Here is a 26,173-nt window from a genome sequence, read left to right as displayed (position 1 = left end):
CCGCCCGAATGATCCGGGCGGCTTTTGTTTTGATGCTTTTGGCGGGGATTATGCGCCGTATTTTGCCTTGGCTTCGCGGCGGCGGGCATGAAGGACCGGCTCGGTATAGCCGTTCGGCTGCTCGCGACCCTTGAAGACCAGCTCACAGGCCGCAGCAAAGGCGACGCTGTCATCAAAGTTCGGTGCCATATTGCGATAGGTCGGATCACCGGCATTCTGCTTGTCAACGACAGCAGCCATGCGCTTCATGGTTTCCATAACCTGTTCTTCGGTGCAAAGACCATGATGCAGCCAGTTTGCAATATGCTGGCTTGAAATACGAAGCGTCGCACGGTCTTCCATCAGGCCGACATCATTGATGTCAGGCACCTTGGAGCAACCCACACCACTATCGATCCAGCGGACAACATATCCAAGGATCCCCTGGGCGTTGTTATCAAGCTCTTCCTGAATTTCGCTTGGCATCGGTTTGATGTCGCCAAGGCGCGGAATGGCCAGAATGTCATCAAGGCTTGCGCGTTCGCGCTTGCCGATTTCGTCCTGAACGGCACGAACATCGACCTGATGATAATGCATGACATGCAGGGTCGCAGCCGTCGGGGACGGAACCCAGGCACAGTTTGCACCGGCTTTCGGATGGCCGATTTTGGCAACCATCATTTCGGCCATACGATCAGGTTTCGCCCACATGCCCTTGCCGATCTGGGCGATGCCCTTCATGCCGCATTCAAGGCCGACATCAACGTTCCAGTTTTCATAGGCCGCGATCCAGTACTGGTCTTTCATCGCTTCCTTGCGGACAACCGGGCCTGCTTCCATGCTGGTATGGATTTCATCACCGGTCCGGTCAAGGAAGCCGGTATTGATGAAGACAACGCGGTCTTTGGCAGCACGGATGCATTCCTTAAGGTTCACCGTCGTGCGGCGTTCCTCGTCCATGATGCCAACCTTAAGGGTGTTTTCCGGAACACCGATCACGTTTTCAACAAATGCAAACAGATCGTTGGTCAGTGCGACTTCTTCGGGGCCGTGCATTTTCGGCTTTACGATATAGACGCTGCCATGGCGGGAGTTCGAAAGCTCGTTCTTGCCTTCGACGTCATGCTTGGAAATCAGGCCGGTGATCATGGCATCCATGAACCCTTCGGGCACTTCATTGCCATTGGCATCAAGCACCGCATCAGACGTCATCAAATGGCCAACGTTACGCACCAGCATCAGGCTGCGACCCGGAAGGACAACCTCGTTGCCGTCAAAGCCCTGATAGGTCCGATCCGCATTCAGGCGACGGGTAACTGTTTTGCCGCCTTTTTCGAATTTTTCCTCAAGCGTGCCTTTCATCAGGCCCAGCCAGTTGCGATAGACAAGGGTCTTGTCTTCGGCATCAACCGCAGCGACCGAATCTTCGCAATCCTGAATGGTGGTCAGGGCCGATTCCAGAATGACGTCACAAACGCCTGCGGCATGTTCCTTGCCGATCGGGTGGCTCGGATCGATCCGGATTTCGACATGAAGACCATGGTTGCGCAGAAGGATTTCCGAAAGCGCACCGTTCTTTTCATTGTAACCAATGAACTGTGACGGCTGTGCCAGGGCACTTTCGCTGCCATCGGAAAGTGTGACAACAAGCGTCCACCAGCCCGAACCATCTTCACGGACTTCATATTTGGCCGCATCGGCATGTTTGCCGCTGGCAAGCGGAACCGCCTGATCAAGGAAATCCGCAGCATAGGCAACAACCGCTGCACCACGTTTCGGGTTAAAGCCCTTGGTCTTTTCCTTACCATCGGCTTCATCAATGACGTCGGTGCCATAAAGCGCATCATAAAGGCTGCCCCAGCGTGCATTGGCAGCATTGAGCGCGTAACGCGCATTCATGACCGGCACAACAAGCTGCGGGCCGGCAACACGGGCAATTTCCGGATCAACATTGGTCGTGCCGATATAGAAATCGTCCCCTTCGGGCAGCAGATACCCGATTTCGGTCAGGAATTCCTTATAGGCGGCCGGGTCGCGTGCCTGATCCTGGCGCGAAAGGTGCCATTCGTCGATCTTTGCCTGAAGCGCGTCACGCTTTGCCAGAAGCTCCTTGTTTCGCGGGCCAAGTTCGGTGACCAGCTTTTCAAATGACGCCCAGAACTGATCAGAACTGATTCCCGTGCCGGGAATGATTTCGTTGGCAACCAGATCATGCAAAACCGTTGCGATCTGAAGTCCGCCTTTTTGAATACGTTGGGTCATGTGTTTCTCTCACCAGACTTGGAACCGCCGTGGGAGCCGGGAAATCGTCCGATTGTCGAACGTCGTCCTCTTTGCGTTCCCACGCTTTCATTTGCCACAACATATGGGTTGGAACCCGTGCTGGTCCACAGCCGGTTTTACTATTTCGGGATGTTTTCCGTATTATGGAAATAGACCGGTCACAGTGATACCGCCGGTATCGCCATCTGATCCCGGCGGGGCCTTTAAGCTATCGCGATGTTGAACCGGATGCGGGGCCCGTTTCCGATCCTGATCCCGATTGCCGTTCGGTGTCGTCATCGGGCTGGGGGTCGTCGACTGTGACCTGACCGAAATCATCGGGATGTGCGGTGCCATCCGGGGTCATCATTTCAGCGATTTCATCAGGATCAAGGGGGCTGCTGCCCGCGGTTTGGCCATCTTCCTGATCCTGGCCGGGGTCATCGGTGATCGGGGACAGTTCAAATGCCATTGGCGTTGTGCGCGGCACGGCAACAAACTGACCCTGTTCCTCGATGCTGATACGACGACCGAAACCGGCGCGATAGATCGCAAAACTTGCGACACAGATGCCGATAATCGCAAAGCAGACCGGAAGCGCCCATGGGCCCATATGGCCAATGGCACTGGCGCCCAGAAGCGGCCCTGTCGCGGCGGATGCACCGTAAATGATCAACAGGCCACCAGATGCAGGAACAATGTCTTCGGGTTCGAGATAGTCATTCACATAGGCCACAGCCAATCCATAGATCGGCATGATGAACACACCCGTAATGCCCCCCCAAAGTGTCAGGTTGTTGCGGATCATGTCCGGTGCGGCAAGCGGGATCAGCCCACAGATCGCCAATCCGAACAGAACAACAATCATCACATATTGGCGCGGCACCATATCGGACAGTTTGCCGATCGGGAACTGCATGATCATGCCGCCCAGAATGACAAAGAACATGAAATAGGCGACATCATGGGTCGGCAAACCAAGGTCGGCGGCAAAAACCGGACCAACCCCGTAAATTGCCCCGGACAATACACCGGCACCCGATGCGGCAACAAAGCCGAGCGGCGAGATATTATAAAGGCGGCGGAACGTCATGCGTTCGCCGCTGACTGCCGTGGGGGGCGGCTGGCGTGTCAATGCGAGCGGCACCAGAGACAGCGACAAAAGAACCGAGGCCACCGTAAACAGCTCGAAACTGCTGATCGGTGATACATTCAAAAGCAGCTGACCAATTGCCAGGCCGCCAAGCGACACCGTCATATAGATGGCAATTGTACCGCCACGCGACGTGTTGTCGGCCTGCGCGTTCAGCCAGCTTTCAATCACAAGATAAAGCCCCGACACACAAAGCCCGGTCAGCGCACGAAACAGCGACCAGGTGATCGGATCGACAAAAACGGCATGTAGCAATGTGATGGCGGATCCGGTCGATGCCAGGGCGGCAAAGGTTCGAATATGCCCGACCCGGTTAACCAGACTTGCGCCCCAGACAATCCCGGCAACGAACCCGATATAATAGGACGCCATAATGATACCGGTGAAGATCGGCGCGAATCCTTCTGCCGATGCACGCAGTGCCAAAAGCGATGATTGCAGCGATGCGCCACTATTTAGCGCGAATGCGGCAAACAAAGTGGCTGACAGTGCAATAATCAGTGCGACCGGCGAGCGCGGCATGGCTTCCTCGTCTGAGTTCGTGTGGGGCAGGGACACCCTGCGGCAAGGATACGAAACATGTCAATCCAAACAAGCCATTGAAGCAAAAGGATTGTCATGCATTTTGGGGCTAACGCCAGTCTGCACAAGAAGTTCCCGTGCAATTTCATCGCCTCCTTTAAGGGCGAAGCCCTGCCGCGAATAGTGCCGGTTTTGCGCAACTGGCATGTGAAATCCGGACTGCTTGAATTCGATTGACAGCCAATCAATGCCACAAGCTGCTTGACCTTGGCGCCACAGATGCTTTCTATGACCGGGAATTTGGTTCTTTTTGCCAAAAACCATCCTGAAAGCGGGCTGGATTTTGCGCGTTTTCGCCACCAGCTAAACGGTTCGTCTTCAAGTTCGGCAACCAAAGCCGACCGGCGGGCCACCATACAAGGGGAGGAAACCTTGAAAATGAAACGTACTCTTGGCGCCATTGCCGCCGGTGTCATGGCCCTGTCGATGGCGACTGCCGCACAGGCCGAAACCCGTGTCACCCTGAAATCGGCAAAAGCCGCATCGTCCTATTACCAGATGGCGGCCCAATTCGCCGAAGCCATGAAAACCGGTACCAACGGTGATGTGATCGTCACGGTCGAAGAAAGCCAGGGTTCGGTTCAGAACGTCATGGAAGCCATGGTACGTCCGGGCAACTATGTCTTCACGTCGCCGCCCGGTCTGGTCAGCCTTGCCCAGGCTGCCAAAGGCCCGTTCAAGGACCGCCCGGCTGAAAAATTTGCAGGCGTCCGTGCCCTGTTTCCGATCCCGTCCCTGACCATGCATTTCGTCATGCGCGCTGATTCCGGCGCGACCGATTTTGCCGGTCTCGAAGGCAAAACCATTTTGCTGGGCAAGGGCTCCTTCGGGGCCAAGGAAGGCGAAAAGTACCTTGGTCTGTTCGGTCTTGATGGCAAGGTCAATCTTGCGGATGCCGAACTTTCCAACGCGGTTGCCGCCCTTAAAAACGGTCAGATTGACGGCTTTGTCACTGCCGGTTCCTGGCCTGCGCCCAACGTGATCGAAGCGGCTGCGGGTACGGATGTGAATGTTCTGTCGCTGTCTGACGAACAGCTTGCTCTGACCAAACGTGACAAGACGGTTATCCCGGCTGGCACCTATAACGGTCAGGACAAGGACATCACCACGGCATCGCTGTCTGTTGTCGCCTTTGCGACCACCCAGATGGATGATGATACGGCCTATCAGCTGACCAAGACCTTCTGGGAACAGAAAGCCAAAATGGGTGAAAGCTCGTCCTGGTGGAACGGTGTTGCGCCGGAAATGCTGGGCAACATCACCGGTAAAATCCATGCTGGCGCGCTGCGCTACTACGCCGAGGCAGGTTTCCCGGTTCGTGATGATCAGCGTTAAGTTCTGATCTTTTCTTGCATCACAGGCCCGGCAGTCTTGCCGGGCCGTTCTTTATCAAATGTACTGATCTGACATGTCGGCCATTTCTCGTCCCTTCTGGATTATCCTTGGTGCAGTTTCGATTGCATTTCACCTGTGGCTGATTTTTTCCGGCCTTGTTCCCAACCTTGTCAGCCGCCCGATCCACATGGCGCTTGCCTTGCCATGGGCGTTGATTTTTGTTGCGAAAACTCCGGCGCAAAAAATTTCCGGCATCGCTTTGACCATTGTTGGTTTGTTCGGATGTGGCTGGATTGTTTCCAATCATTCGGCACTTGGTGATCAGTACGGATTTTTGATGGGCAACGGGCAGATCGCGATTGCGACCGCGCTTTTGCTGATTGTTCTGGAAATGGCGCGTCGCGCCATTGGCTGGCCACTGCCCCTGGTGGCGTCGATTGCACTGCTTTATGCGCTGTGGGGGGAATATATTCCCGGTGAATTCGGGCATGCGGGGCTTCCGGTCGAAAGCATGCTGGGCACCCTGACCATTGCCGAAGGCGGCCTTTGGGGCAGTCTGACCGGGGTGTCGGTCAGTATCGTTGCGATCTTTGTGATATTTGGCGCGGTTCTGAATGCCGGTGAAGCCGGACAGGGCTTCATGAATGTTGCCGGTGCGGCTGCTGGCCGTCTTAAGGGCGGGGCAGCAAAGGTATCTGTCGTTTCATCAGCACTGTTTGGTTCGATATCGGGATCGGCATCGGCCAATGTGGCATCGACCGGTGCGATTACATTGCCGGCAATGACCCGGCTTGGCTATCCCAAACGGCTGGCGGCTGCGGTCGAAGCGGTGGCCTCATCAGGTGGTCAGATCATGCCGCCTTTGATGGGGGCGGGTGCGTTTGTGATGGTGGAACTGACCGGGCGTCCCTATGTCGAAATCATGGTTGCGGCGATCTTGCCGGCCATTCTTTATTTCCTTGCTGTCTGGGTGGGGATCAATGCCTTTGCCCAGCGGTTCGATCTTCCCGGTGTGCCGGAAAATGATCGCCCGACAATGCGGGCTGTGATTATCACATCATGCTTTTTCCTGGTGCCCTTTACCATATTGCTGTGGGGAATGTTCGGGGGTGGCTACACGCCGCAATATGCCGCTTGCCTTGCCCTGCTTGCCGGGGCGGCCTTGCTGTTTTTTGACGGCACACTGACCTTTGATCTGGTTCGGGCAAAGGATCGCTTTACCGACGTTTGTCTGAATGCCGGGCGTCAGGTGGCAATGATCGGGTCGATCATTCTTTGTGCCTCGATTGTGATCGGGGTTCTCGGGCTGACCGGGCTTGGGGTGAAAATTACGTCGCTTCTGCTGTCCGGGTCGGGCGGGATGTTATGGCCTGCCTTGTTGCTGACGGCACTGGCCTGTCTGATCCTTGGTATGGAAGTCCCGACCACGGCGGCTTATGTCATCTGCGTATCCGTGGCAGGTCCGGCTTTGATCGAACTTGGTCTTGATCCGTTGCAGGCGCATCTGTTCGTGTTCTGGTTTGCCTTGCTGTCGACAATCACCCCCCCGGTCTGCGGTGCAGTGTTTATTGCGGCGGGTATGGTCGAAGAAAACTGGCTCAAGGTTGCCGGAACCGCGATGGCGCTTGGTGTTGGGCTGTATATCGTGCCGCTTGCCATGATCGCCAATGCATCGCTGATTGATCTTGGCAATGATCCGGTCTGGGCGATTGCCGCGGGGCTTAAGGTCGCGGTTGGCCTGACGGCAATTTCGTTTGGTCTGATATCGCCGCGCGCCGTTGTGACGCGGGTGGTGCTGGTTTGTGCCGGGGCCGTGGCGATTTTTGCTGCGGGCATCTGACACCACATCTGAAATGACAAAAGGCCGACAGATATCTGTCGGCCTTTTGTGTTTTGATCTGCGAACCGCGAAGGTGCGATCTGATGTTATGCTGAGACGCGGCCGCTACGCGGACCGGCAAACAGCCAGATAATCAGTCCCAGTACCGGCAGAACCAGAATAAGAACCGTCCAGATAACTTTCGAGCCGGTGCTTGCACCGCTGCCCATAACGTTGATGATGGCCCACACGTCGGCAATCAGGACCAACAGGCCAATAATTCCACCATACTCAAGCATGTTCCAACCTCGTGTTTATTGCTGCGGCGATTTTTGCCGCGCTTGTCTGATAAACGGTTGAAATGCGGTGTTGTTCCCAACAGGGGAAAGTTGTTTGCAAATTACGCGTTAAAATAAGGGTCAGACGACCTGTCCGGCGGACCAGCCTGATGACCAGGCCCACTGGAAATTAAAGCCGCCAAGATGCCCGGTGACGTCGACGACCTCGCCGATGAAATAAAGTCCGGGCACGTCACGGGCTTCCATGGTTTTTGATGACAGGGCGTTGGTGTCCACCCCGCCGATCGTGACTTCGGCTGTGCGGTATCCTTCGGTGCCGCTTGGCATCACCGACCATTGATTGACATCCATCGCCAGTTTGCGAAGCGCCTTGTCCCCGGTTTCCCCGATGGGGCGTTCAAGACCGTGATTGGCCGTAATCATTTGCGCCAGCCGGTTTGGCAGGATGCGTGACAGAACGTTATGCACCGCCTGTTTCGGGTTTTCGGCCTTGGCGGCTTTCAGGATCTCAAACGCATCTTCTTCAGGGTTGAGGTTGACCGTGATGCTGTCGCCTTCATTCCAATAAGACGAAATCTGCAAAATTGATGGTCCGGAAAGACCGCGATGGGTAAACAGCAAACCTTCGCGGAACTGCTTTTTGTTGCAGCCGACAACGGCATCAACCGAAATGCCCGAAAGTTCGCCGGTTTTTGTCCGCAGTTCCGGATCGAATACAAAGGGCACAAGGGCCGCACGGGTCGGAATGACATTGATGCCAAACTGACGGGCAATCTGATATCCGAACCCGGTGGCGCCGATTTTCGGGATCGACAATCCGCCACAGGCCACGACAAGCGATTGACAGGTCCATTGCGCACCGGTGCGCGTCGTCACATCAAATCCGCCATCCTCCCGGCGGATGATGTTTGAAATTTCGGTGTTCAGGCGAATTTCGACATTTGCCGCATCACATTCGTCCAGAAGCATATCTATGATCTGGAACGATGATTCATCGCAGAATAATTGTCCCAACGTCTTTTCATGCCAGGCAATGTTGTAGCTGTTCACGAGATCAAGGAAGTCGTGCTGCGTATAGCGTTTCAGGGCCGACACGCAGAAACGCTTGTTTTCGGAGATAAAATTTTCCGGGCTGGTATGGATATTGGTGAAATTGCATCGACCGCCGCCGGAAATCCGGATCTTTTCGGCGGGCTTTGCCGAATGATCAGCAACCACCACGGATCGACCGCGCTTGCCGGCTTCAATTGCACACATCAGGCCGGCGGCACCGGCACCAATGATCAGAACATCGATTTTTTTCACGTAAATCAGACCAGTTTATTTTCGACAGGTTGGCCTGCCTTATACGTGGAAATCGGCTGGTTGTCAGCGCTATCAGGCGCAACGCTGCTTTGCGGGCTTGCCATCGGCTGATTTGGTCCCCTTTGCCGGGGACGTGATTTGGTCTTTGCGATATTGTGCGTCGCGTTCGACATCGCGTTCACTTGCCACCTGATTGCGGCCCCGCGATTTCGCAAGATAAAGTGCATCATCTGCACGTTCGATCAACCGTGCCAACGGCTCCCCGAACCGGAATGTTGCAACCCCGATCGACACCGTGATGCGCCCGACCTTTTTCTGGTTTGATTTGCTGACAATATTGTGGGTTTCCACATTGTGGCGCAGCATGTTGGCGGCCTGTTTGGCGCAGCCCAGTGTTGTTTGCGGCAAAATGATCGCAAATTCTTCACCGCCATATCGTGCGGCGAAATCCTGTCCTTTGACATTTCGCTCCAATGCTTCTGCCATCAGACGCAGAACCTGATCGCCGACCTGATGGCCGTGATTGTCATTGAAGCTTTTGAAATGATCGATATCCAGGATCAGCAAGCTGACCGGTTTGCCGCTTTCCATTGCGGTCATGGCTTCTTCGCGAAGCTTCTCGTCAAATGCCTTGCGGTTGGCAATGCCTGTCAGCCCGTCTGTCATGGCTTCGTGGCGCATCTTGGCCAGATCCTGACGCAGGCGCGAAATCTCGGTCGAACTGCTATCAAGGCTTTGGCCAAAGACATGGCTGACATCTTCCATCTGCCGTGTTGCGCCAACAAGCGTATGCAGGGACTGTTCAAGATTGCTGAAATCCTTGCTGGAAATATAGTCGCAGAAATGGTCAAGCGCCTCGGCGTATTTGGTGGTATCGACCCCGATCTTTTTGACGTTGTTAAGCGCATTGTTAAGCTGTCGGCGCAGCTCGGTCGTGATCTGTTCGGTGATCTTGCGTTCGCGTTCGGTACTGAAAAAACGGTCATGAATTGCCTTGCACTGCAATTCGTCAAATGCACGGTGGTTGCTGCGCAGGATATCAATCGTCTGATTCATGTCCGGGTTGGTTCCGGCCAGATAGGAATAGAAAATCAGAAAATTGTCAGGATGGGGAATCACGCCAAGCTGCGCCATCAAATCCAGCGCAAGCTTGGAATGTTCTTCGGCATGTTCGTGACGTAGACCGTAAGTATGCATGGCCAACCTGGGGGATAATCCTGAACTGTTTCCTAACCGGCAGGTTAAGCTGTTTTTGGATCTGCTGTGTTGATGTGGATCAGTGATTTCTTATGGATGGATGCTTGCCGGTTTTAGTGTTTGTTCATTCCTGATACCTATGGTCTCATCACCGAACGGGCAGGAAAACAGGACGCGGGATCAATGACAAAAAAATGTGCTTTCTTCATTCTGGCTTTGATGCTGGGTCTTCTTTCTGTTGGCGCGATATCCCAACCGGTCCATGCCCAGACCGATGACACAAAAAGCACGTATTCTTCGGAAAGTCCCCTTCCTGCCGATGGCATCGATTTCCGAGCGCTTGATCCGGCCGAACGGTCAAACATGCCGCCCCTGATGGAACGTTATGTTCTTGATGAATTGAAAAACCTTAGGACCGAAATGCAGGGCATGCGCGCCGAACTGCTGCGCGAAGTGGTCAATCGTCAGCTCGAAGCCATCGACAAGGCCATTTCCTATTCGTCCAATACGGTTACGTATTTCTTCTATTTCGTGGCTGCGGTGGGTGCGCTTTTGACCATGCTGGGCTGGCAGTCTTTGCGTGAACTGAAATCCAGTGTCCGCAATCTGGCGGATACGGAACTGCGCCGCCTTTCCGAAGAATTCGAAGCCCGCTTGTCCTCGCTTGAGGATGAGTTGCGCCTGAAATCCAAGCTGATTAACGAACATCAGCATGAAATCGAACGTACGCAGACCATTCATGCCCTGTGGTTGCAGGCCAATCAGCTGTCAAATCCGCGTTCGAAAATCGAAACCTATGACAAGATTCTTGAGCTTGCCCCGGGTGATCCGGAAGTTATGGCCTACAAGGCGGATGCGGCCTTGCAACTTGGTGATCGTGACTGGGCACTAAGCCTGTGCAACCGGTTGCTGGCCGAGGAACCCGAAAGTGCCAATGGCTATTACCAGCGTGCCTGCGCCAATGCCGGGCTTGGCTTCCGCGAAGCCGCCCTTGCTGATTTGCAGCGCGCGGTCGAACTGTCCGAATCAATGCGTCAGCCCGCGTGGACCGAAGAAGAATTTGAACCGCTGCGTGATCTGCCGGAATTTGCAGATATTCTTGGTGATCCCAACGATCACAAGCCGGCGGAATGATCTAACCCATCTCTGCCAACCGGTCCGACCGTTAAGTACCAATACGCATCGATATGCAAATGAAAAGCCCCGCAGCGATTACCGGCGGGGCTTTTCTGTATTCAGAACATTTGGCGTTTGATCACGTATTTGGCAATTCATTCCACAGCGGATGAATGGGCGCGACGTCTTCTTCGATTTCGGTAAAGCGTGCATCGCAATCAAAGAAATAGTTGTCAGCAAGGTCGTCATTGACCTGGGATACTTCGCCAACAATCACCGGGCCCTTGCCCTCTTCGCCATAGAAACGATGCACAAGCGTTCTTGGCAGGGTGACACTTTGACCCGGTTCAAGCACAACCTTGCCGCCTGCGGGCAGGATATTGAGCTTGCCATCCGTGCGCACGCGAACGTCATTGACCTTATCCATCTGGCCGTCTTCGGTCAGATTGCAAAGTTCGATCACAAGATTGCCGCCACCACGCACAATGATGTCTTCCATTTTGACCTTGTGGTAGTGCCACGGGCATTCCTGATTTTCACCGACGATCATGATCTTTTCGGCATAGGGAACTTCGCCCGGCTGGCGCAAGATGCCATTGCGCAGGCAAAACAGGATCAGGCCGCGCTTGTCGAAATTGCCTTCGCCATAATCGGTCACATCCCAGCCCATCTGATGGTCACGGCACCATTTCGCAAGATCGGGTTCGGCGTCCCACTGGGACGGGCTGTAATGGGCCCATTCCGGCAATTTGAATGCGATGGATGCGTACAGCTCTTTGGCGTGCTCAATGCAGGCATTGATTTCAGAACGCAGCATGGATGACCTCTTGTGACGTGTGAATGGCGTGGGCCGGTTTTGCCGACCCTGAATGTGTTGGCGCGCTTTTAACATGATGTCTGTCAGAAAGCGACCAGTTTTGAATGCATTCAAAATCCTGTTTGCACAATTTTACGGGCACATTGATTTCACGCAACGGTGCCTCGTAATTGCCGCTTTCAACGGCGATATCATGATATAAAGAATAGGCTATCCGATGGTGAATTTCACGTTTGGCGTGCAAGGGAAAAGGACGGGCACATGACGCAATCTTCGGGCTTTGCAAAAGTTTTCGCGGCAATTGTGGTCGCGGGCGGTATCGCGGCATCCGGATGGATGGTCGGCCAAGGGATCGAAAACATGCGGTCACTGGATCGTTTTGTAACGGTCAAAGGGCTGGCAGAACGTGATGTCAAGGCAGACAAGGCCTTCTGGCCAATGACCTATGTTGCAACCGATGATGTGCTGCAAAATGCCCGGGCCAAAATTGATGCCGATACCAAAACCCTTCTGGATTTTCTGGCCAGCCACGGCATCACGCGCGATCAGACAGAATTGCAAAACCTGCAGGTAACCGATCAACTGGCGCAGGCATACCGGTCCGGGCCGGTTGAAAGCCGGTTCATTGTCAATCAGACCATTCAGGTCCGCACAGATGATGTTGATGCGGTGGTGGCCGCATCACAGGATATCGGAAAGTTGCTTCAGGGCGGCATTGTTCTGGGCGGGCAGGGCTATAATCCCGGGCCGAGCTATCTTTTCACCGGTCTGAATGCCATCAAGCCTGACATGATCGCGGCGGCAACCGCGAATGCGCGTGAAGCTGCCATGCAATTTGCCACGGATTCCGGTGGGCAGCTTGGTGGTATTCGCCGTGCAACCCAGGGCCTGTTTCAGATATTGGCCGGTGATGGTGCCCCCAATATGAACGAAGCCAGCCAGATCAACAAAACCGTGCGCGTTGTCACCACCATGGAATATCTGATCGAGGATTAAGTACGTTCATTGCCGTTATGCGATGATCATCACCGGGACATATTGACAGACCCGACAAAGCTGGTTTTATGCGCGCCATGGCGCAATTGATCCTGTTTAACAAGCCGTATGGTGTTTTGACCCAGTTTACCGACCGTGAAAATGGCCGGGCGACGCTTGCTGACTATATCGATCTGCCGGGGGTCTATGCCGCCGGTCGCCTTGATCGCGATAGCGAAGGTTTGCTGTTGCTGACCGATCACGGGCCGCTAAATGCCCAGATTGCCCATCCGAAATACAAAAAACCCAAAACATATCTGGTGCAGGTCGATGGCGAACCAACCGATCAGGCGCTTGACGATTTGCGCAATGGGGTTGAGCTTAAAGACGGCATGACCCTGCCTGCCAAGGTTCGCCGTATTGATGAACCCGCCAATCTGTGGGAACGCGATCCCCCGGTGCGTTATCGCAAGGAAATCCCGACCAGCTGGATCGAACTGACCATCACCGAAGGCCGCAATCGGCAGGTTCGCCGCATGACGGCCGCTGTCGGCTTTCCGACATTGCGCCTGATCCGTCACGCGATCGGTGACTGGACGCTGGACGGTCTTGCCCCGGGCGAATGGAAAATCATTGATGTTGATGCCCCACCGGCAACCCATCGCCGTTTGTCACCCGGATCGGCCAAGCCGCCAAAGCGGACCGAGCTTGACGCCGCATCAGATGCCGACGCGCGCACAGATCGCCCGGCCCGCCCGTCGCGCCGCAAGGGTGGCTATAAATCCGCCCGCCAGCGCCATCAGGCATCGCATAGCGCATCGCACAGTGACGAAAACGGGACGGCAAACCAGTCAGGGCCCGGCCGCCATAAAGGATCACGTAAAGACAACGCCAAATCCGGCAACCGGGCATCTGCACGGGGCGGGGCAAAATCACGCACGGGCGGTGGTGGGCGCGGCAATACGCGCCCCGGAAAAGGATAAAGGGACATGCTGAGTTATCTGCACGGATTTCATGCCGGGAATTTTGCCGACATGCACAAACATGCGGCCTTGTGGCTTGTCCTGTGTCATTTGCGCAAAAAGAAAAAACCGTTCTGCGTGATCGATACCCATGCCGGATCGGGTTGGTATGATCTTGGCAGTGATCAGGCGGCCAAGACCGGCGAATGGAAAGACGGTTATGCGCGTGCAAAGGCCGGATCAAATCCGCCGGAAATGCTGGCAGCGTTCCTTGATCATGTGGCGCGTTTTGATCCGGTGGCAAAGGGCCGCGATTATGGTGTGCGCGAAGAAGATGCCTATCGCGGGCCGTTTTATCCGGGATCGCCATTCATTGTGCGCGAAATGCTGCGCGAAGAAGATGAACTGGTTCTGATGGAACTTCATCCGCGCGAACATGAAACCCTGCATCATCGTGTCAAACGCGATGGTCGCATTCATCTGCATAAACGTGACGGCTATGAAGGCCTTGTTGCCATGATGCCGCCTGTGATCCGTCGCGGACTGGTCCTGATGGATCCGAGCTATGACGTGAAACAGGATTATCAAAAGGCCGCAAACGCCGTGCAGCATGCATGCGAAAAATGGCCAAATGGCACCTTCATGCTGTGGTATCCGATCCTTGAGGACGGATTTGACGGCGATTTGCGCACATCATTTGGCACGATCAAGGCATCGGGCGGGGTTCTTTGCGCCGAACTTGCCACTGATCAGGGCGGGGCAAAGGGACGGATGCGCGGCACCGGCTTGCTTGTCATCAATCCGCCCTGGCAATTTGATCTGCAGCTTGCCGAAATCGGCGACTGGCTTGCCAAAACCTGCAAATTTCCCGGACCGGCACAGCACAGGATCAACTGGCTGGTTGCTGCGCAATAATCCGCATCACACGAAAAAAAAGCCCCGCAGTTTCATCCTGCGGGGCTTGGCGCGTTGGGACGCATCGGAAATCAGATACCGAAAAATGGCTGCAACAATTTCGGCAAAAGGCGGTTGAACTTCATCGGAGCATCGGTCGCGATCAGGCAGATGCATTCCTCTGCCGTATCGGCAATCGGCTGATGATCGACATCATCATCCAGATCGGCAACATCGCCGGCCCGGAACCGGCCGATTTCATCGATATAGGATCCCTTGATCAACAAGGTCATTTCATGACCATGATGTCCGTGATCCGGGATCGAAATACCCGGCGCAATTTTAAGCAAACGGACCGTGCCCTTGCTTTCGATCGATTTAAGCTGGAATTGCTTCACACCCGGCGCCAGCGACTTCCACGGGATGTCGTCAAGAGATGTGACATCCTCGGGCAGAAGTTCCGCCAACGGACGCGGAAGCGACGCCATGGTGCTGCCGGTAATACTTTCACCAACCGCAATCCGGCGCATGGTGGGCAGCGTTTCGGTCACAATATTTTCGTTGGTTGCTTCGCGCTCAAGCATGGCCATCACGTGGTCAAGTGAATGGTCACTCATTGACATGCTGTCGGTATTTTCAAGCACGGCACCGCCCATGGTTTCGAACCCGCTTACCTTGTTGCGGCAATGCGGACACAGGGTCATGTGGGTTGCCACCAGCAGTTCCATCGCCTGTGACAGCGACCCGCTGGCATAATCCATCAATGTCTGGTCAGTTGGATGATGCTTGATATTCATGCGACACCTTCCAGTCCGCCGCGCAGCTTGCCCAGGGCAAGGCGCAACCGGGACTTAACCGTCCCGAGCGGGATATTCAGACGCTCGGCGATTTCGCTGTGTGAGCAATCTTCAAAAAACGACAATTCGACAACTACCTTCTGATCGGCGGGCAATTCTTCCATCGCAGCTTTGACAAGAACCGCTTCCTGATCGCGGCCGACCACTTCATCGGCCAGCGGGTCTTCGTCAACAATAAGCGTCGGGTCGGAATCATCCACCTCGATATGTTTGCGCTGGCGGAACCGGTCAATGCGCAGGTTCCTGGCCACGGTAAAGATCCATGTACTGGCCGCGGCCTTGGACGGATCAAACAGATGGGCCTTGCGCCACACCTGCATCATCGCTTCCTGGGCCAGTTCCTCGGCGGTTTCGGCATTTCCGCCAAACCGGAACATATAGGCCTTAACGCGCGGGGCAAAATGCGCGAACAGTTGCGCAAACGCTTCCCGGTCGCGGGTTGTCGCGACGGAAACGATCCAATCGGCACATTTTTTCGCCTCAACCGGGTCTGCCGGGCCGGGGCGTTTGGACTTGGTGCCGGTCATTGTGGTTTCAGGTCCCCTTTGGGGCCGCGCCAAGATCATGTTCATCATGACTTTAATACGGCGGCCGTGTTCTTTTGGATCAGATGAAATTGTACGTTTTCTGACAGGTACTTACAATGACATCACATATAAGCTGCTAAGTGATCCGCATGTTATTGCCATGCGTATTGATATGTAGTTTTAAAAACATAACTGCAAGCAGGCCGGTTCGATATGAACGTTGTCACTTCGGGAAAACTTAATATTGCGGTTGTCGGTTCGGGCATTTCCGGCCTGTCGGCAGCCTGGTTGCTTAGCCAATCCCACAACGTGACCCTGTATGAAAAGGATGACCGGCCCGGTGGTCATTCCAATACGGTGGATGCGGACAGCACCCCGGTCGATACGGGCTTTATCGTTTATAATACGCGCTGTTATCCAAATCTCTGTGCGCTGTTTGATCATCTTGGTGTTGAGACCGTCCCGACAGACATGTCCTTTGCCGCATCGATGGATCGGGGCGGGCTGGAATATGGTGGTGGCGACCTTGGGGCACTGTTTGCGCAAAAACGCAATTTGCTTCGCCCGCGGTTCTGGAAAATGGTGCGCGATATTCTGCGCTTCTACCGCGAAGCACCCGGTGCCCTTGAAGATGGCAGTGCTGAAAAAATCAGTCTTGGCGATTATCTTCGCGAAAATCGGTATTCATCGGCATTCATCAATGATCACTTGTTGCCGATGGGGGCCGCGATCTGGTCGACACCGGTCGATACCATGATGGCATATCCCTTGGCGGCCTTCGTGCGGTTCTGTCAGAACCATGGATTGCTTCAGCTTAAAGACCGGCCGCAATGGCGGACGGTGCTTGGCGGATCGCGCCAGTATGTGAAACGCATGACCCAAGGCATTTCGGGCGGTGTGGTTCTGGATCGTGCAATCGCAAAGGTCGGTCGAAACCCGGCCGGTGGTGCGTTTGTCGAAGACCGTTACGGCAACCGGGAAATCTATGATCACGTGGTTCTGGCTTGTCATGGTGATCAGGCTTTGGCACTCCAGGATGATCCGGCTCCCAAGGTCAAAACGCTTCTCTCGGCGTTCAAATACGAACGCAATCTTGCGATACTGCATAGTGACCCGGCCCTGATGCCCAAAAACCAAAAGGTCTGGTCAAGCTGGAACTATCTGGCCGATGAACAGGACGGCGAGAAAAAGGTCTGTGTCACGTACTGGATGAACCGGTTGCAGCATCTCGATCCTGCCAAGCCGCTATTTGTGACCCTTAACCCGCCCCGCCATCCCGCATCGGGCAGTGTCATCCGTTCATTCCTGTATGATCATCCGCTGTTTGATGCCGGCGCAATGGCGGCGCAAAAAGACCTTTGGTCGATCCAGGGTGTCGATAATCTTTGGTATTGCGGAAGCTATTTCGGTTACGGTTTCCATGAGGACGGATTGCAGTCCGGCCTTGCGGTGGCAGAAGCCCTTGGCAATGTGCGCCGTCCCTGGGTCGTTGACGATGAAAATGGCCGCATCCACGTGACCGGAACCATCGTCCCGCAATCACGCGAGGTGTCATGACCTCAACATCGAAGCCAGCCCGTTGGGCATCCGCCCTGTATGAAGGTGTCGTCACCCATAACCGGTTGCGGCCGAAACGGCACAAGCTGCGCTATTCGGTGTTTTCGTTCCTGCTCGACCTTGACGAGATCGATGATCTTGCCGCCAGATTGCGTTTGTTCAGCCGCAACCGGTTCAATCTGTTTTCCTTCCATGACCGTGATCACGCAGACGGGGCGGGGCAGAATTTGCGCACCCGTCTCGAAGCCATTCTGGCAGAACACGATTTGGCAGATTGCGCGTCACGGATTGAACTTCTTTGCTATCCGCGGCTGCTGGGTTTTGTTTTCAATCCGCTATCGGTTTATTTTTGTTATCGGGCGGATGGCGGGCTTGGTGCGGTGCTGTACGAAGTTTCCAACACCTTTGGTGATCGCCACAGCTATCTGATTCCGGTCGGACCGGGCGCGATGGATGACAAGGGTGTCTTGCGCCAATCCTGTGCCAAGGGTTTCTATGTTTCACCCTTTATCGATATGGTGGCCGATTACCATTTCCGTATTCGCATTCCGGGCGAAAATGTTGCGGTGGCCATCCGCGAAACCGATGCCCGCGGGGCGTTTCTGAATGCGGCCTTTGTTGGTGATCGAAATGCCCTGTCTGACCGTAAACTGTTCGGAGCGTTCATTCGCTATCCTTTGATGACGCTCAAGGTCGTGGCGGGCATCCACTGGGAAGCGCTTCATCTTTGGCGCAAGGGGATGACATTCCATAAACGACCGGCACCACCACAAAGACCGGTGACCTATGTTCTGGAAACCGGGACCGCAGCGACCCAAGCAGGAAAGAGATAAGAACAATGCCTGACCGTAATCCGACGGCTTCTGAATTGTCTGTTCCATTGCGTGATCGTCTTGTGCCCTTGTTGGGCAGCATGACCGGAAATCGCAGCCTGCTTAAGGTGATGTTGCGACGGGTATTATCGCATTTGCAGTTCGGGCGACTGACCATCGTTCTGCCCGACAATGACCATCTGCATTTTACCGGTGATCAGGAAACGGACCTTCAGGCTGCCATTCATATCCATGACTGGCAGGCAATCCGCAAACTGGCCACGGGCGGCGATGTCGCCTTTGCCGAGGCCTATATGGATGGCAGTTGGAGCAGCCCGGACATTACCCGTCTGATGCGCGTTGCAATGCTTAATGAAAACATCGTGCGTGCCCGTCTGGCAGGTGGCTTCCTGTCACGGATGGTGGCGCGTCTTGGGCATTTGCGCAACGCCAACACCCTGGAAGGATCCAGACGCAACATTGCCTATCACTACGACCTTGGAAACGAATTCTATTCTGCCTGGCTTGATCCGGGGATGACATATTCTTCGGGCTATTACAGCAGCCCGGATATGTCACTTGATGGGGCGCAAACCGCAAAATATCAGCGCATCTGCGATCTCGCAGAATTGCAGCCCGGTGAAACGGTGCTGGAAGTCGGATGCGGCTGGGGCGGGTTTGCCGAACTGGCAGCAGGCAAATATCGGTGCAACGTAACCGGTCTGACCTTGTCGGCCGAACAGCACGCCTATGCACGTCGCAGGCTTCTGACACAGGGGCTGAATGACCGTACAGACATAGCACTGCGCGATTACCGCCATCAGGACGGAAAGTTCGACAAGATCGTTTCAATCGAAATGTTCGAAGCCGTCGGCGAAGAACATTGGCCAACCTATTTCGAAATGATCCGCAAATGTCTTCGTCCCGGCGGGCGTGCGGTTTTACAGATCATCACCATTGATGACGCGCGATTTGAAACCTATCGCAAGGGTGCCGACTTTATTCAGCGTTATATCTTCCCCGGTGGAATGCTGCCGTCGCCAACCGCGCTTTCGGCGGCCGTCAATCAGGCGGGCCTGACCGTTGCCCATAGCGAGTTTTTTGGCAAATCCTATGCCCGCACGCTGGCCGAATGGCAGCGCCGTTTTCAGCATCGCTGGGACGACATCGCCAAACAGGGCTTTGATCAGCGGTTCAAACGCATGTGGGAATACTACCTGGCCTATTGCGAAACCGGGTTTGATTGCAGCTCGATCGATGTTGGATTGTTCGTGATCGAACATCCCGGCAATGTCCGCGTCTGATATTTCCCGGAACACAGCGCTTCTTTATGCGCTTCCGGCGATGGCGGCAGCCGTGCCAACCATCCCGGCCTATGTCCTGTTGCCAAGTTATTATGGTGATGACCTTGGGGTGGGGCTTGCGGCCACCGGGGCCATATTGCTGTTGGTACGCGTGATTGATATGGCAACCGATCCGTTGATAGGGTGGTTGTCTGACCGGTCCGGGTCCCGCAAAATCTGGGTGGCGATTGGTGCGGTGATTGCTGGTATCGGTTTGTGGAATCTATTTACCCCGCCAGACAATCCCGATGTGACCTACCTGTTCTGGTGGGCGACGATCCTTTTTCTGGGCTGGACCCTGTTTCAGGTCCCCTATCTTGCATGGGGGGCTGATCTTTCGGGGGATTACAAAACCCGTACCTCCTTGACGGCCTGTCGTGAAGGGGCTGGCTTGATCGGCATTGTGCTGGCGGGTGGGCTTCCCGTGCTGCTGGATGCTGCCGGCCGGTCCGATGAAATCAGGATGCTTGCCCTGACGACCCTTGTTCTGGGGGCTGTTTTCGTTGTGCTTCTGATCTGGCGTGTGCCCGATCCTGTTGCGCACCAGCCTGTTGCAACATCACCCTTGATCCCGACGGGTAATCTGACGTTCGCGACAAATTTGCGGCTCGGGCTTCGCAGTTTGTCGGGCAACCGTCTGTTTGTACGGCTGCTTGCTGCATGGATGATCAACGGTCTGGCGGCGGGCCTGCCTGCTGTGTGTTTTCCGCTGTTTGTGCGGTATTTTTTGCAGCTCGATCGTGACGCTGAAAACATCCTGATCCTGTCCTATTTTCTGGCGGCAATCATTGCCATTCCGCTTTGGGTTGGTTTGTCGGCACGGTTTGGCAAACATCGCATCTGGTGTATGGCGATGATCATGGCGATTGCGGCCTTTGCCTTTGTGCCGTTTCTGGGATCTGGCGATTTTTTGGGCTTTGGCGTGATTTGTCTTGTGACCGGGGCGGCATTGGGGGCCGATCTGGCATTGCCGCCGGCGATACAGGCCGATGTCGATGACTGGGACCGTTACCGGTTCGGCGCCAGACGGACGGCCCTTTTATTCGCCCTTTGGAACATGACCAACAAACTTGCCATGGCATTGGCGGCCGGCATTGCGCTTCCGGTGCTGGGAGCTTTTGGCCTGACCGAGGGGGACGGGCAAAAAAGCGGTGCCTTGCTCGTCCTGGTTCTGATCTATGCGGTGTTTCCCGTCGTATTGAAAGCAGGAGCAATCGGGATGATGTGGCGCTTTCCACTGGGAAGTCGGCATCAGGTTGCCATTCGTCGGCGCCTTCTTCGCCGCAGAGTTTGATCTTGGGGTCAGGAATCAGGAGCAAGCCTATGCTGCGTAAAATGATTGCGCTGAGCTTTTTATTGGTACTAACCGGATGTGGGTCGATGAAACCGCAGGATTTTGCGCAAAAGGAACCCGTCTTCGATGTCTTTGACTATTTCGAAGGCAACAGCCGGGCATGGGGAATATTCGAAGACCGGTTCGGGACTTTGCGTCGTCAATTTACCGTCGATATCACCGGCACGGTCAAGGACGGCACCCTGACACTGGAAGAAGATTTTCTGTATGACGATGGTGAAACCGATCGTCGTGTCTGGGTGATCACAAAGACCGGCGACCATGCCTATGAAGGACGGGCTGACGACATTATCGGCACCGCGATCGGAAGCCAGTATGGCAATGCGCTGAACTGGTCTTATGACATGGATCTCAAGGTCGGTGACGGTGCCTGGCGCGTCAGCTTCAATGACTGGATGTTCCTGCAACCCGACGGGGTGCTGGTCAATCGCGCCCGGGTCCGTAAATGGGGCTTTGAAATTGGCGAGGTGACACTGTTTTTCAACAGAAACAGCAGTCTTGCCGCGAACTAGGGTTTGGCTGGGGTGTGGGTTCGCAACCGTTCATCAGCCTGCGACACGACGCGCAAGACGTTTGATGATCCAGCCAAGGATCGGCAATTTGCCATAGAAATGCTGACCGGAATCCCAGTAATCAACATGGGATGCCAAAAGGCTGCCATCCTGATTGAATGTCAATTCGGTCATGCCGCAAAATTCCCAATGCCCGATCACCGGAATTTTTGCCGAGAACTGCCAGCGCAAGAACCCGATATCACCATCAAGGGCCTCGTGGGTGACAACAAAATTGGGGTTCTCGGTATCGGTGAATGTTTTGCCAAGATAGGCGCAAACATCATCCGGCCCCTTACGGGTGGTAAAGGGATCAGAAAACTTAAAATCGTCTGTGACCATCCCGGAAAGCTCGTTGACCGTTTCCGGGGACAGGTTTTCGAAATAGGCGCCATAAGCAGCAATCAGATGGCGTTTTCTGTTTTCAGTCTCGTTCATGCCTTCACCAGTTTGCGCATCAGTTTGAAGAACAGCCCATAGGGCAAAATACGCGTCAGTTTCAGTTGCCGGACAAAGGGTGGCGGAAACGCGATTTCAAAATCATCCTTGCCGCACAAGTCTTTATACATGAAGTCTGCCGCCTGATCAGGTGACAGCAAATAGGGCATTTCGAAATCATTCTTGTCGGTCAGACGCGTTTTGACAAAACCCGGATTGATCACCCGCAACAGAACGCCACTGCCCGATAATTCGGTGTGCAATGTCTCGCACAAATTGATCAATGCGGCCTTGGTCGGGCCATAGGCCGCCGCATTGGGCAATCCGCGATATCCCGCAACCGAGGCCACCACGGCAATTTCCCCGGATCGGCGCGCGCGCATGCGCGTCAAAAGCGGCTCCAGACAATTGACGATGCCGATGTAATTGGTGTCGATATGGCTTCGAACCGTATCTGCCGAAAAATTCGCGACTTTCATTGGCGAATAGATACCGGCTGCCAGCACGGCCAGATCAGGCAGGCCGAATTCCTCCTCGATCCGGGCCAATGCGGATTTGACCGCATTCGGATCGGTAATATCGACGGCAACGGGAATGACCCCGGGCAAGGCATCGGCCAGTTCGCGCAATTTGTCGCCATTGCGGGCTGAAATGATGATGTTCTGCTGCTCGGATGTCGGGTTGTTTGCGAATTTGGCGGCCAATGCGGCACCAATCCCGGCTGACGCACCAACAATCCAGATGGTTTGAAAGTGCTTTTTCATCCCTGTTCCTTTGCGGCATTGCGGGTTTGGCAATTCATGCAGCGATAGGTGATGGTCGATCCGTCACGCGCACGAAACTGCAATCCGACCCAACGTCCAAGATGATCGTACCAGGCGTCGGTCTTGAGCTCGCCATTATAACGAAAGCCGGTGGCACGGATTGATCCGTCCATTGTGCGCAGCATTTCGCTTCGACCGGCAGTGATGGTGACGTCATTCGGCTTGCCAGTAATCGTGTTCAGAACCGATTTTCGGGCCAGAACACCGCAATGCCAGTGATCGGTCGGAAAGATGTCTGTCGGGATGACCTGGCGACCACCCGGGCCGTTCACCACCAGATGATCGGACTCACGGGTGGCCGTGACATCCGTTCTTTCACCGTCATCATCCACATTTACCGATAGTCGCATCAACCGGTTACCTTGCCATATGCTTTCGGATCGATACGCAAACCGATAGGCATTGAAGCCCAGAATGCTGATATCGATATTGCTTTGGGCTACGACCTGAAGTCCGTCGCGCCCGCGATTGAAGGTCACACTATGAACCCCGACCGGGGCATCATTGCGGCGGATTTGAAATTTAAGTTCCGGGCCGTATCGTTTGATCGGATCAAAACCCTTGCATGTGTCAGGCCGGTCAAAGGCGGTTGATAAAGCCGTATCGGTGGCAAGCCCGTTTGATGGCGCCGGGCTGTCATCGGATTTGATCGGGCTGCCATGGGTCATCTTCGGGATGCCCCCAATGCCGATTGCGGCGAATATCGCCACAGCACAAAGAACAGGTCTGACATGTTTTGAAACGTCAATCATGATCAAGAGTTCCGGGTTGCACGCATACAGGTTGAATGACCGGTTGTCTGATCTTGTTACGCTGTCACGGGATCGCTAGATCAAATGTCATCATCATTGCCCGGCATCGCCTGATGGGGTAAAGCAGGGGCTTGTATGAAAGGCCGTATCAATGACCCATCCGATTGCCGAAGATCTTATTGCGCATGTATTGCACCGTGACTCAAACGTCATCGTGCTGAACAAGCCACCGGGGCTGGCATCGCATGGCGGGCCGAAAACCTATTTCCATGTTGATGCCTATTTGCCGGATCTTAAATTCGGTATTCAGCCTGAACCGACCCTGGCGCACCGTCTTGATCGCGATACGGCCGGGTGTCTGTTGCTGTGCCGTCATCCGAAATCGTCCAAGAAAATCACCCGCCTGTTTACCGAAAAGAAAATCGGCAAGACCTATTGGGCGGTGGTGCGTGGTGCGATGGCAGATGACCATGGCTTTATTGATGCCCCGATCGGCAAGATCAATGATGAAAGCGGCTGGCAGATGGTCGTTCATGACGATGGGCAGCCGTCAAAGACCGAATACACGGTCCTTGGCCGTGGCAAGGATGCTGACGGTCACGATATCACCTGGCTTGAACTGGTGCCCCATACTGGGCGCACCCATCAGTTGCGTGTGCATCTTGACCATATCGGCCATCCGGTGGTTGGCGATCCGTTTTACGGGCGCGGGGACGAACCGCCGATCTTTGGCGCGCCGCCGACGCTGATGCTGCTATCGCGTCAGATCATTGTACCGTTTCATGCTGATCGTGATCCGGTCGTGGTCGACGCACCGCCGCCCGAACTGATGCGTCCGGGGCTTTCTGCCTGTGGCTATGACGGGGATTATGCCGCCCATGCCAGCTCAATTGATGCTCAATATACCGGCGATGACAGCGACGCTGAAGGCGGAGAGTAATGTCTCAAGCGTGATGATCGATGCCATGGCATCGGGATCACCATTGAGCTGACGCGCCAGGATATAGGCATTCCCGGCGCACGGCATTCCGGCATAGAACACGCCCATCGCCAAAACCATGCCATCGACCCCCGCCAGATGCAGGCAGATGCCCGTGATCAGCGGCAGAATGGCAAGCTTGATGGTGGTGGCCAGTGTGATGGCCCAGATTGCCTTTTTGTTCAGAATAAATTTAAGGCCGGCACCAACCGAAAGCAGACTAAGCGGCAAGGCCGCCGTCTTGAAAAGGGCGGCGGTGTTTTCGATGGGCAACGGAACGTGAATGTTACTCACATTCAGGATGGCGCCCGCGCCAGCGGCGATAATGATCGGGTTTTTGACAATCCCGTTGATGATGCGCCTAAGGCTGCTTTTACCACCACTAAACGCACTTAACACCACCACACCCAGCATGTTGGTGGCAATCACCATGACCGCGACAAACACAATGGCAAGTGCCAGGCCCTCTGGCCCGTAAAGCGCGTCGGCAACCGCCAGCAGCACATAGCTGTTATATCGAACCGATCCCTGAAAGATTGATGTAAATAGCGGCGTATCGCGCGTGATCAGGGGCCGCAGGATCAGCAAGGCGGCCGACAGGCCAAGGGTTGCTGCAAGGGTAACACCGACTGCTGTGCCTGCATTCCCGCTTGAAAAATCCGCCCGGTAAATCTCGACAATCAGCAGGGACGGCAACAACAGGTAATAGGTCAGCCGATCAATCCCTGCCCAGATATCCGATCCGGTAATCAGATAACGTTTCAGCGCCGCCCCAACCAGAATGGCGGCAAAAATCGGAAAGATCGCAGCAATCAGTTCATAGGCAAGTGACATGGCAGACGGGGCGCTCCGGGACGGGTGGCGTATATCGGGCAGGGGCGATTAATTCATCAGACTTTTCGATTGTTGTAATCGGCAAACACCTGTTCCGGGGAATGATCGCGATATTGTTCGCAGATTTCCTCGAACCGGGGATTGCTGATCAGAAGGTCGGCCGTGCTTTGGTTGCACGCAATCGGCACTTCATAAAGGTTCGCCAACCGGATCAGGGCGCGGACATCGACATCATGGGGATGGGGGGTCATCGGGTCGGTGAAAAAGAACATGGCCTGCAATTGACCATGGGCGATCATGGATCCCAATTGCTGATCACCGCCAAACGGGCCGCTTTTTAACGGATGAATATCAAATGCCGGAAACCGTTCCTTCAATACACGCCCGGTGGTGCCGGTGGCAAAGATGCGGGTATTGGCAAAACTCGCCTGATGCTTGGCCAGCCAGTCGGCCATTTCACGTTTGCGACGGTCATGGGCAACAACGCCGATGGATAGGGTCATGGTGGTCTCCCGGCCTTTGATATTGATTTATCATACTAATCCCCAATACCGCATTGCGTCACGCGCCAATCATCGGACAAAAGCGCAAAGCTGACCTGTCGCAATGTCGATCTTGGGCATTGTACCGGAATTCCGATCCCGATCCCG

26 protein-coding genes are annotated in these 26,173 nt (G+C 54.8%); 12 read left to right on the top strand and 14 right to left on the bottom strand.

The window, feature by feature from the left end; all coding sequences use genetic code 11:
• Positions 1-48: 48 nt before the first annotated feature.
• The 3 genes from WA429_RS09415 to WA429_RS09405 all read right to left on the bottom strand — a co-directional run bounded on the left by WA429_RS09415 (position 49) and on the right by WA429_RS09405 (position 4,276).
• Positions 49-2,241 carry a malate synthase G gene (locus tag WA429_RS09415; protein ID WP_287465241.1) on the bottom strand — a complete coding sequence of 731 codons (2,193 nt, stop codon included), beginning with the start codon at positions 2,239-2,241 and terminating at the stop codon, positions 49-51.
• 229 nt (positions 2,242-2,470) lie between these two features.
• Positions 2,471-3,916 (bottom strand): MFS transporter, encoded by a 1,446-nt coding sequence (locus tag WA429_RS09410; RefSeq protein WP_287465243.1) that lies wholly within the window; start codon positions 3,914-3,916, stop codon positions 2,471-2,473.
• A 60-nt stretch (positions 3,917-3,976) separates the two neighbouring features.
• The gene (locus WA429_RS09405; RefSeq protein ID WP_156480894.1) at positions 3,977-4,276 is read right to left on the bottom strand and encodes a hypothetical protein; all 300 of its coding nucleotides are present in this window, start codon (positions 4,274-4,276) and stop codon (positions 3,977-3,979) included.
• A 78-nt stretch (positions 4,277-4,354) separates the two neighbouring features.
• Here WA429_RS09405 and WA429_RS09400 point away from each other — a divergent pair, with 78 nt between their 5' ends.
• Entirely contained in the window at positions 4,355-5,311 is a 957-nt protein-coding gene (locus WA429_RS09400) for a TAXI family TRAP transporter solute-binding subunit (protein ID WP_068520032.1), read from the top strand.
• A 73-nt stretch (positions 5,312-5,384) separates the two neighbouring features.
• Entirely contained in the window at positions 5,385-7,151 is a 1,767-nt protein-coding gene (locus WA429_RS09395) for a TRAP transporter permease (RefSeq protein ID WP_287465245.1), read from the top strand.
• Between the two features lie 86 nt (positions 7,152-7,237).
• Here the strand turns inward: WA429_RS09395 and WA429_RS09390 are convergent, their stop codons facing one another.
• The 3 genes from WA429_RS09390 to WA429_RS09380 form a co-directional block, all read right to left on the bottom strand.
• Positions 7,238-7,429, bottom strand: a complete 192-nt coding sequence (locus WA429_RS09390) for a PLD nuclease N-terminal domain-containing protein (RefSeq protein WP_068519944.1) — start codon at positions 7,427-7,429, stop codon at positions 7,238-7,240.
• A 120-nt stretch (positions 7,430-7,549) separates the two neighbouring features.
• Entirely contained in the window at positions 7,550-8,734 is a 1,185-nt protein-coding gene (locus WA429_RS09385) for an NAD(P)/FAD-dependent oxidoreductase (protein ID WP_287465247.1), read from the bottom strand.
• 72 nt (positions 8,735-8,806) lie between these two features.
• Positions 8,807-9,931, bottom strand: coding sequence for a GGDEF domain-containing protein (locus WA429_RS09380; RefSeq protein WP_287465248.1), 1,125 nt, complete (start codon positions 9,929-9,931; stop codon positions 8,807-8,809).
• A 183-nt stretch (positions 9,932-10,114) separates the two neighbouring features.
• Between WA429_RS09380 and WA429_RS09375 the strand changes: the two genes are divergently transcribed.
• Positions 10,115-11,065: a TPR end-of-group domain-containing protein gene (locus WA429_RS09375; protein WP_287465250.1), complete on the top strand. Its 951-nt coding sequence runs from the start codon at positions 10,115-10,117 to the stop codon at positions 11,063-11,065.
• Between the two features lie 121 nt (positions 11,066-11,186).
• On the opposite strand, the gene WA429_RS09370 is transcribed toward WA429_RS09375, so the two are convergent.
• Entirely contained in the window at positions 11,187-11,864 is a 678-nt protein-coding gene (locus tag WA429_RS09370) for a D-lyxose/D-mannose family sugar isomerase (RefSeq protein WP_206928301.1), read from the bottom strand.
• 261 nt (positions 11,865-12,125) lie between these two features.
• Between WA429_RS09370 and WA429_RS09365 the strand changes: the two genes are divergently transcribed.
• The 3 genes from WA429_RS09365 to WA429_RS09355 all read left to right on the top strand — a co-directional run bounded on the left by WA429_RS09365 (position 12,126) and on the right by WA429_RS09355 (position 14,716).
• Positions 12,126-12,860 (top strand): SIMPL domain-containing protein, encoded by a 735-nt coding sequence (locus tag WA429_RS09365; RefSeq protein WP_287465252.1) that lies wholly within the window; start codon positions 12,126-12,128, stop codon positions 12,858-12,860.
• Between the two features lie 77 nt (positions 12,861-12,937).
• Positions 12,938-13,822 (top strand): rRNA large subunit pseudouridine synthase E, encoded by an 885-nt coding sequence (locus WA429_RS09360; RefSeq protein WP_336107265.1) that lies wholly within the window; start codon positions 12,938-12,940, stop codon positions 13,820-13,822.
• A gap of 6 nt (positions 13,823-13,828) precedes the next feature.
• Positions 13,829-14,716, top strand: a complete 888-nt coding sequence (locus WA429_RS09355) for a 23S rRNA (adenine(2030)-N(6))-methyltransferase RlmJ (protein ID WP_287465253.1) — start codon at positions 13,829-13,831, stop codon at positions 14,714-14,716.
• Positions 14,717-14,787: 71 nt separating this feature from the next.
• Here the strand turns inward: WA429_RS09355 and WA429_RS09350 are convergent, their stop codons facing one another.
• Both WA429_RS09350 and WA429_RS09345 read right to left on the bottom strand, forming a co-directional pair.
• Positions 14,788-15,492 (bottom strand): ChrR family anti-sigma-E factor, encoded by a 705-nt coding sequence (locus WA429_RS09350; protein WP_101247302.1) that lies wholly within the window; start codon positions 15,490-15,492, stop codon positions 14,788-14,790.
• Positions 15,489-16,079: a sigma-70 family RNA polymerase sigma factor gene (locus tag WA429_RS09345; protein ID WP_068519933.1), complete on the bottom strand. Its 591-nt coding sequence runs from the start codon at positions 16,077-16,079 to the stop codon at positions 15,489-15,491. Before WA429_RS09345 ends, WA429_RS09350 begins: the two co-directional genes overlap by 4 nt.
• A gap of 213 nt (positions 16,080-16,292) precedes the next feature.
• Between WA429_RS09345 and WA429_RS09340 the strand changes: the two genes are divergently transcribed.
• From WA429_RS09340 to WA429_RS09320, 5 genes are read left to right on the top strand one after another with little or no spacing between them, the layout of a single operon-like run.
• Complete coding sequence (locus tag WA429_RS09340; RefSeq protein WP_287465255.1) at positions 16,293-17,636, top strand: NAD(P)/FAD-dependent oxidoreductase; 1,344 nt, start codon at positions 16,293-16,295, stop codon at positions 17,634-17,636.
• On the top strand, positions 17,633-18,469 hold the full coding sequence (locus tag WA429_RS09335) for a DUF1365 domain-containing protein (RefSeq protein ID WP_287465256.1): 837 nt from the start codon (positions 17,633-17,635) through the stop codon (positions 18,467-18,469). The genes WA429_RS09340 and WA429_RS09335 overlap by 4 nt, the downstream gene beginning before the upstream one ends.
• A 5-nt stretch (positions 18,470-18,474) precedes the next feature.
• Positions 18,475-19,752: a cyclopropane-fatty-acyl-phospholipid synthase family protein gene (locus tag WA429_RS09330; RefSeq protein ID WP_287465257.1), complete on the top strand. Its 1,278-nt coding sequence runs from the start codon at positions 18,475-18,477 to the stop codon at positions 19,750-19,752.
• A complete protein-coding gene (locus tag WA429_RS09325) occupies positions 19,739-21,085 on the top strand; it encodes an MFS transporter (protein ID WP_287465258.1) in 1,347 nt (448 codons plus the stop codon). Before WA429_RS09330 ends, WA429_RS09325 begins: the two co-directional genes overlap by 14 nt.
• 29 nt (positions 21,086-21,114) lie before the next feature.
• Complete coding sequence (locus WA429_RS09320) at positions 21,115-21,657, top strand: DUF3833 domain-containing protein (RefSeq protein ID WP_114114084.1); 543 nt, start codon at positions 21,115-21,117, stop codon at positions 21,655-21,657.
• Between the two features lie 33 nt (positions 21,658-21,690).
• Here WA429_RS09320 and WA429_RS09315 read toward each other — a convergent pair whose 3' ends face one another.
• The 3 genes from WA429_RS09315 to WA429_RS09305 are packed head-to-tail and all read right to left on the bottom strand — an operon-like array spanning position 21,691 to position 23,710.
• Positions 21,691-22,134, bottom strand: a complete 444-nt coding sequence (locus WA429_RS09315) for a nuclear transport factor 2 family protein (RefSeq protein WP_287465259.1) — start codon at positions 22,132-22,134, stop codon at positions 21,691-21,693.
• Positions 22,131-22,898: an SDR family NAD(P)-dependent oxidoreductase gene (locus tag WA429_RS09310; protein WP_101247296.1), complete on the bottom strand. Its 768-nt coding sequence runs from the start codon at positions 22,896-22,898 to the stop codon at positions 22,131-22,133. Before WA429_RS09310 ends, WA429_RS09315 begins: the two co-directional genes overlap by 4 nt.
• A complete protein-coding gene (locus WA429_RS09305; RefSeq protein ID WP_287465261.1) occupies positions 22,895-23,710 on the bottom strand; it encodes a DUF6134 family protein in 816 nt (271 codons plus the stop codon). The genes WA429_RS09310 and WA429_RS09305 overlap by 4 nt, the downstream gene beginning before the upstream one ends.
• Before the next feature lie 151 nt (positions 23,711-23,861).
• Here WA429_RS09305 and WA429_RS09300 point away from each other — a divergent pair, with 151 nt between their 5' ends.
• Positions 23,862-24,650 carry an RluA family pseudouridine synthase gene (locus WA429_RS09300; protein ID WP_206928290.1) on the top strand — a complete coding sequence of 263 codons (789 nt, stop codon included), beginning with the start codon at positions 23,862-23,864 and terminating at the stop codon, positions 24,648-24,650.
• Here WA429_RS09300 and WA429_RS09295 read toward each other — a convergent pair.
• Both WA429_RS09295 and WA429_RS09290 read right to left on the bottom strand, forming a co-directional pair.
• Positions 24,597-25,523 (bottom strand): AEC family transporter, encoded by a 927-nt coding sequence (locus tag WA429_RS09295; RefSeq protein ID WP_287465263.1) that lies wholly within the window; start codon positions 25,521-25,523, stop codon positions 24,597-24,599. The two genes, WA429_RS09300 and WA429_RS09295, sit on opposite strands and share 54 nt — an antisense overlap.
• A 56-nt stretch (positions 25,524-25,579) precedes the next feature.
• Positions 25,580-26,026 (bottom strand): methylglyoxal synthase, encoded by a 447-nt coding sequence (locus WA429_RS09290; protein ID WP_287465264.1) that lies wholly within the window; start codon positions 26,024-26,026, stop codon positions 25,580-25,582.
• Between the last annotated feature and the right edge of the window lie 147 nt (positions 26,027-26,173).

Origin of the sequence: Thalassospira sp. CH_XMU1420-2 (assembly GCF_037029325.1) — a bacterium.
GTDB lineage: Bacteria > Pseudomonadota > Alphaproteobacteria > Rhodospirillales > Thalassospiraceae > Thalassospira > Thalassospira povalilytica.
Note: the sequence above shows the minus strand (reverse complement) of the source record. Positions and strands in the feature narration are given on the sequence as shown.

Bases quoted from the DNA above. Each gene is read 5' to 3' on its own strand.
- WA429_RS09300 (WP_206928290.1), top strand. From the start codon at position 23,862: ATGACCCATCCGATTGCCGAAGATCTTATTGCGCATGTATTGCACCGT.
- WA429_RS09350 (WP_101247302.1), bottom strand. From the start codon at position 15,492: ATGAATATCAAGCATCATCCAACTGACCAGACATTGATGGATTATGCC.
- WA429_RS09295 (WP_287465263.1), bottom strand. From the start codon at position 25,523: ATGTCACTTGCCTATGAACTGATTGCTGCGATCTTTCCGATTTTTGCC.
- WA429_RS09320 (WP_114114084.1), top strand. From the start codon at position 21,115: ATGCTGCGTAAAATGATTGCGCTGAGCTTTTTATTGGTACTAACCGGA.
- WA429_RS09290 (WP_287465264.1), bottom strand. From the start codon at position 26,026: ATGACCCTATCCATCGGCGTTGTTGCCCATGACCGTCGCAAACGTGAA.
- WA429_RS09390 (WP_068519944.1), bottom strand. From the start codon at position 7,429: ATGCTTGAGTATGGTGGAATTATTGGCCTGTTGGTCCTGATTGCCGAC.
- WA429_RS09380 (WP_287465248.1), bottom strand. From the start codon at position 9,931: ATGCATACTTACGGTCTACGTCACGAACATGCCGAAGAACATTCCAAG.
- WA429_RS09355 (WP_287465253.1), top strand. From the start codon at position 13,829: ATGCTGAGTTATCTGCACGGATTTCATGCCGGGAATTTTGCCGACATG.
- WA429_RS09340 (WP_287465255.1), top strand. From the start codon at position 16,293: ATGAACGTTGTCACTTCGGGAAAACTTAATATTGCGGTTGTCGGTTCG.
- WA429_RS09315 (WP_287465259.1), bottom strand. From the start codon at position 22,134: ATGAACGAGACTGAAAACAGAAAACGCCATCTGATTGCTGCTTATGGC.
- WA429_RS09330 (WP_287465257.1), top strand. From the start codon at position 18,475: ATGCCTGACCGTAATCCGACGGCTTCTGAATTGTCTGTTCCATTGCGT.
- WA429_RS09395 (WP_287465245.1), top strand. From the start codon at position 5,385: ATGTCGGCCATTTCTCGTCCCTTCTGGATTATCCTTGGTGCAGTTTCG.
- WA429_RS09400 (WP_068520032.1), top strand. From the start codon at position 4,355: ATGAAACGTACTCTTGGCGCCATTGCCGCCGGTGTCATGGCCCTGTCG.
- WA429_RS09325 (WP_287465258.1), top strand. From the start codon at position 19,739: ATGTCCGCGTCTGATATTTCCCGGAACACAGCGCTTCTTTATGCGCTT.
- WA429_RS09410 (WP_287465243.1), bottom strand. From the start codon at position 3,916: ATGCCGCGCTCGCCGGTCGCACTGATTATTGCACTGTCAGCCACTTTG.
- WA429_RS09310 (WP_101247296.1), bottom strand. From the start codon at position 22,898: ATGAAAAAGCACTTTCAAACCATCTGGATTGTTGGTGCGTCAGCCGGG.
- WA429_RS09305 (WP_287465261.1), bottom strand. From the start codon at position 23,710: ATGATTGACGTTTCAAAACATGTCAGACCTGTTCTTTGTGCTGTGGCG.
- WA429_RS09375 (WP_287465250.1), top strand. From the start codon at position 10,115: ATGACAAAAAAATGTGCTTTCTTCATTCTGGCTTTGATGCTGGGTCTT.
- WA429_RS09335 (WP_287465256.1), top strand. From the start codon at position 17,633: ATGACCTCAACATCGAAGCCAGCCCGTTGGGCATCCGCCCTGTATGAA.
- WA429_RS09365 (WP_287465252.1), top strand. From the start codon at position 12,126: ATGACGCAATCTTCGGGCTTTGCAAAAGTTTTCGCGGCAATTGTGGTC.
- WA429_RS09360 (WP_336107265.1), top strand. From the start codon at position 12,938: ATGGCGCAATTGATCCTGTTTAACAAGCCGTATGGTGTTTTGACCCAG.
- WA429_RS09370 (WP_206928301.1), bottom strand. From the start codon at position 11,864: ATGCTGCGTTCTGAAATCAATGCCTGCATTGAGCACGCCAAAGAGCTG.
- WA429_RS09345 (WP_068519933.1), bottom strand. From the start codon at position 16,079: ATGACCGGCACCAAGTCCAAACGCCCCGGCCCGGCAGACCCGGTTGAG.
- WA429_RS09415 (WP_287465241.1), bottom strand. From the start codon at position 2,241: ATGACCCAACGTATTCAAAAAGGCGGACTTCAGATCGCAACGGTTTTG.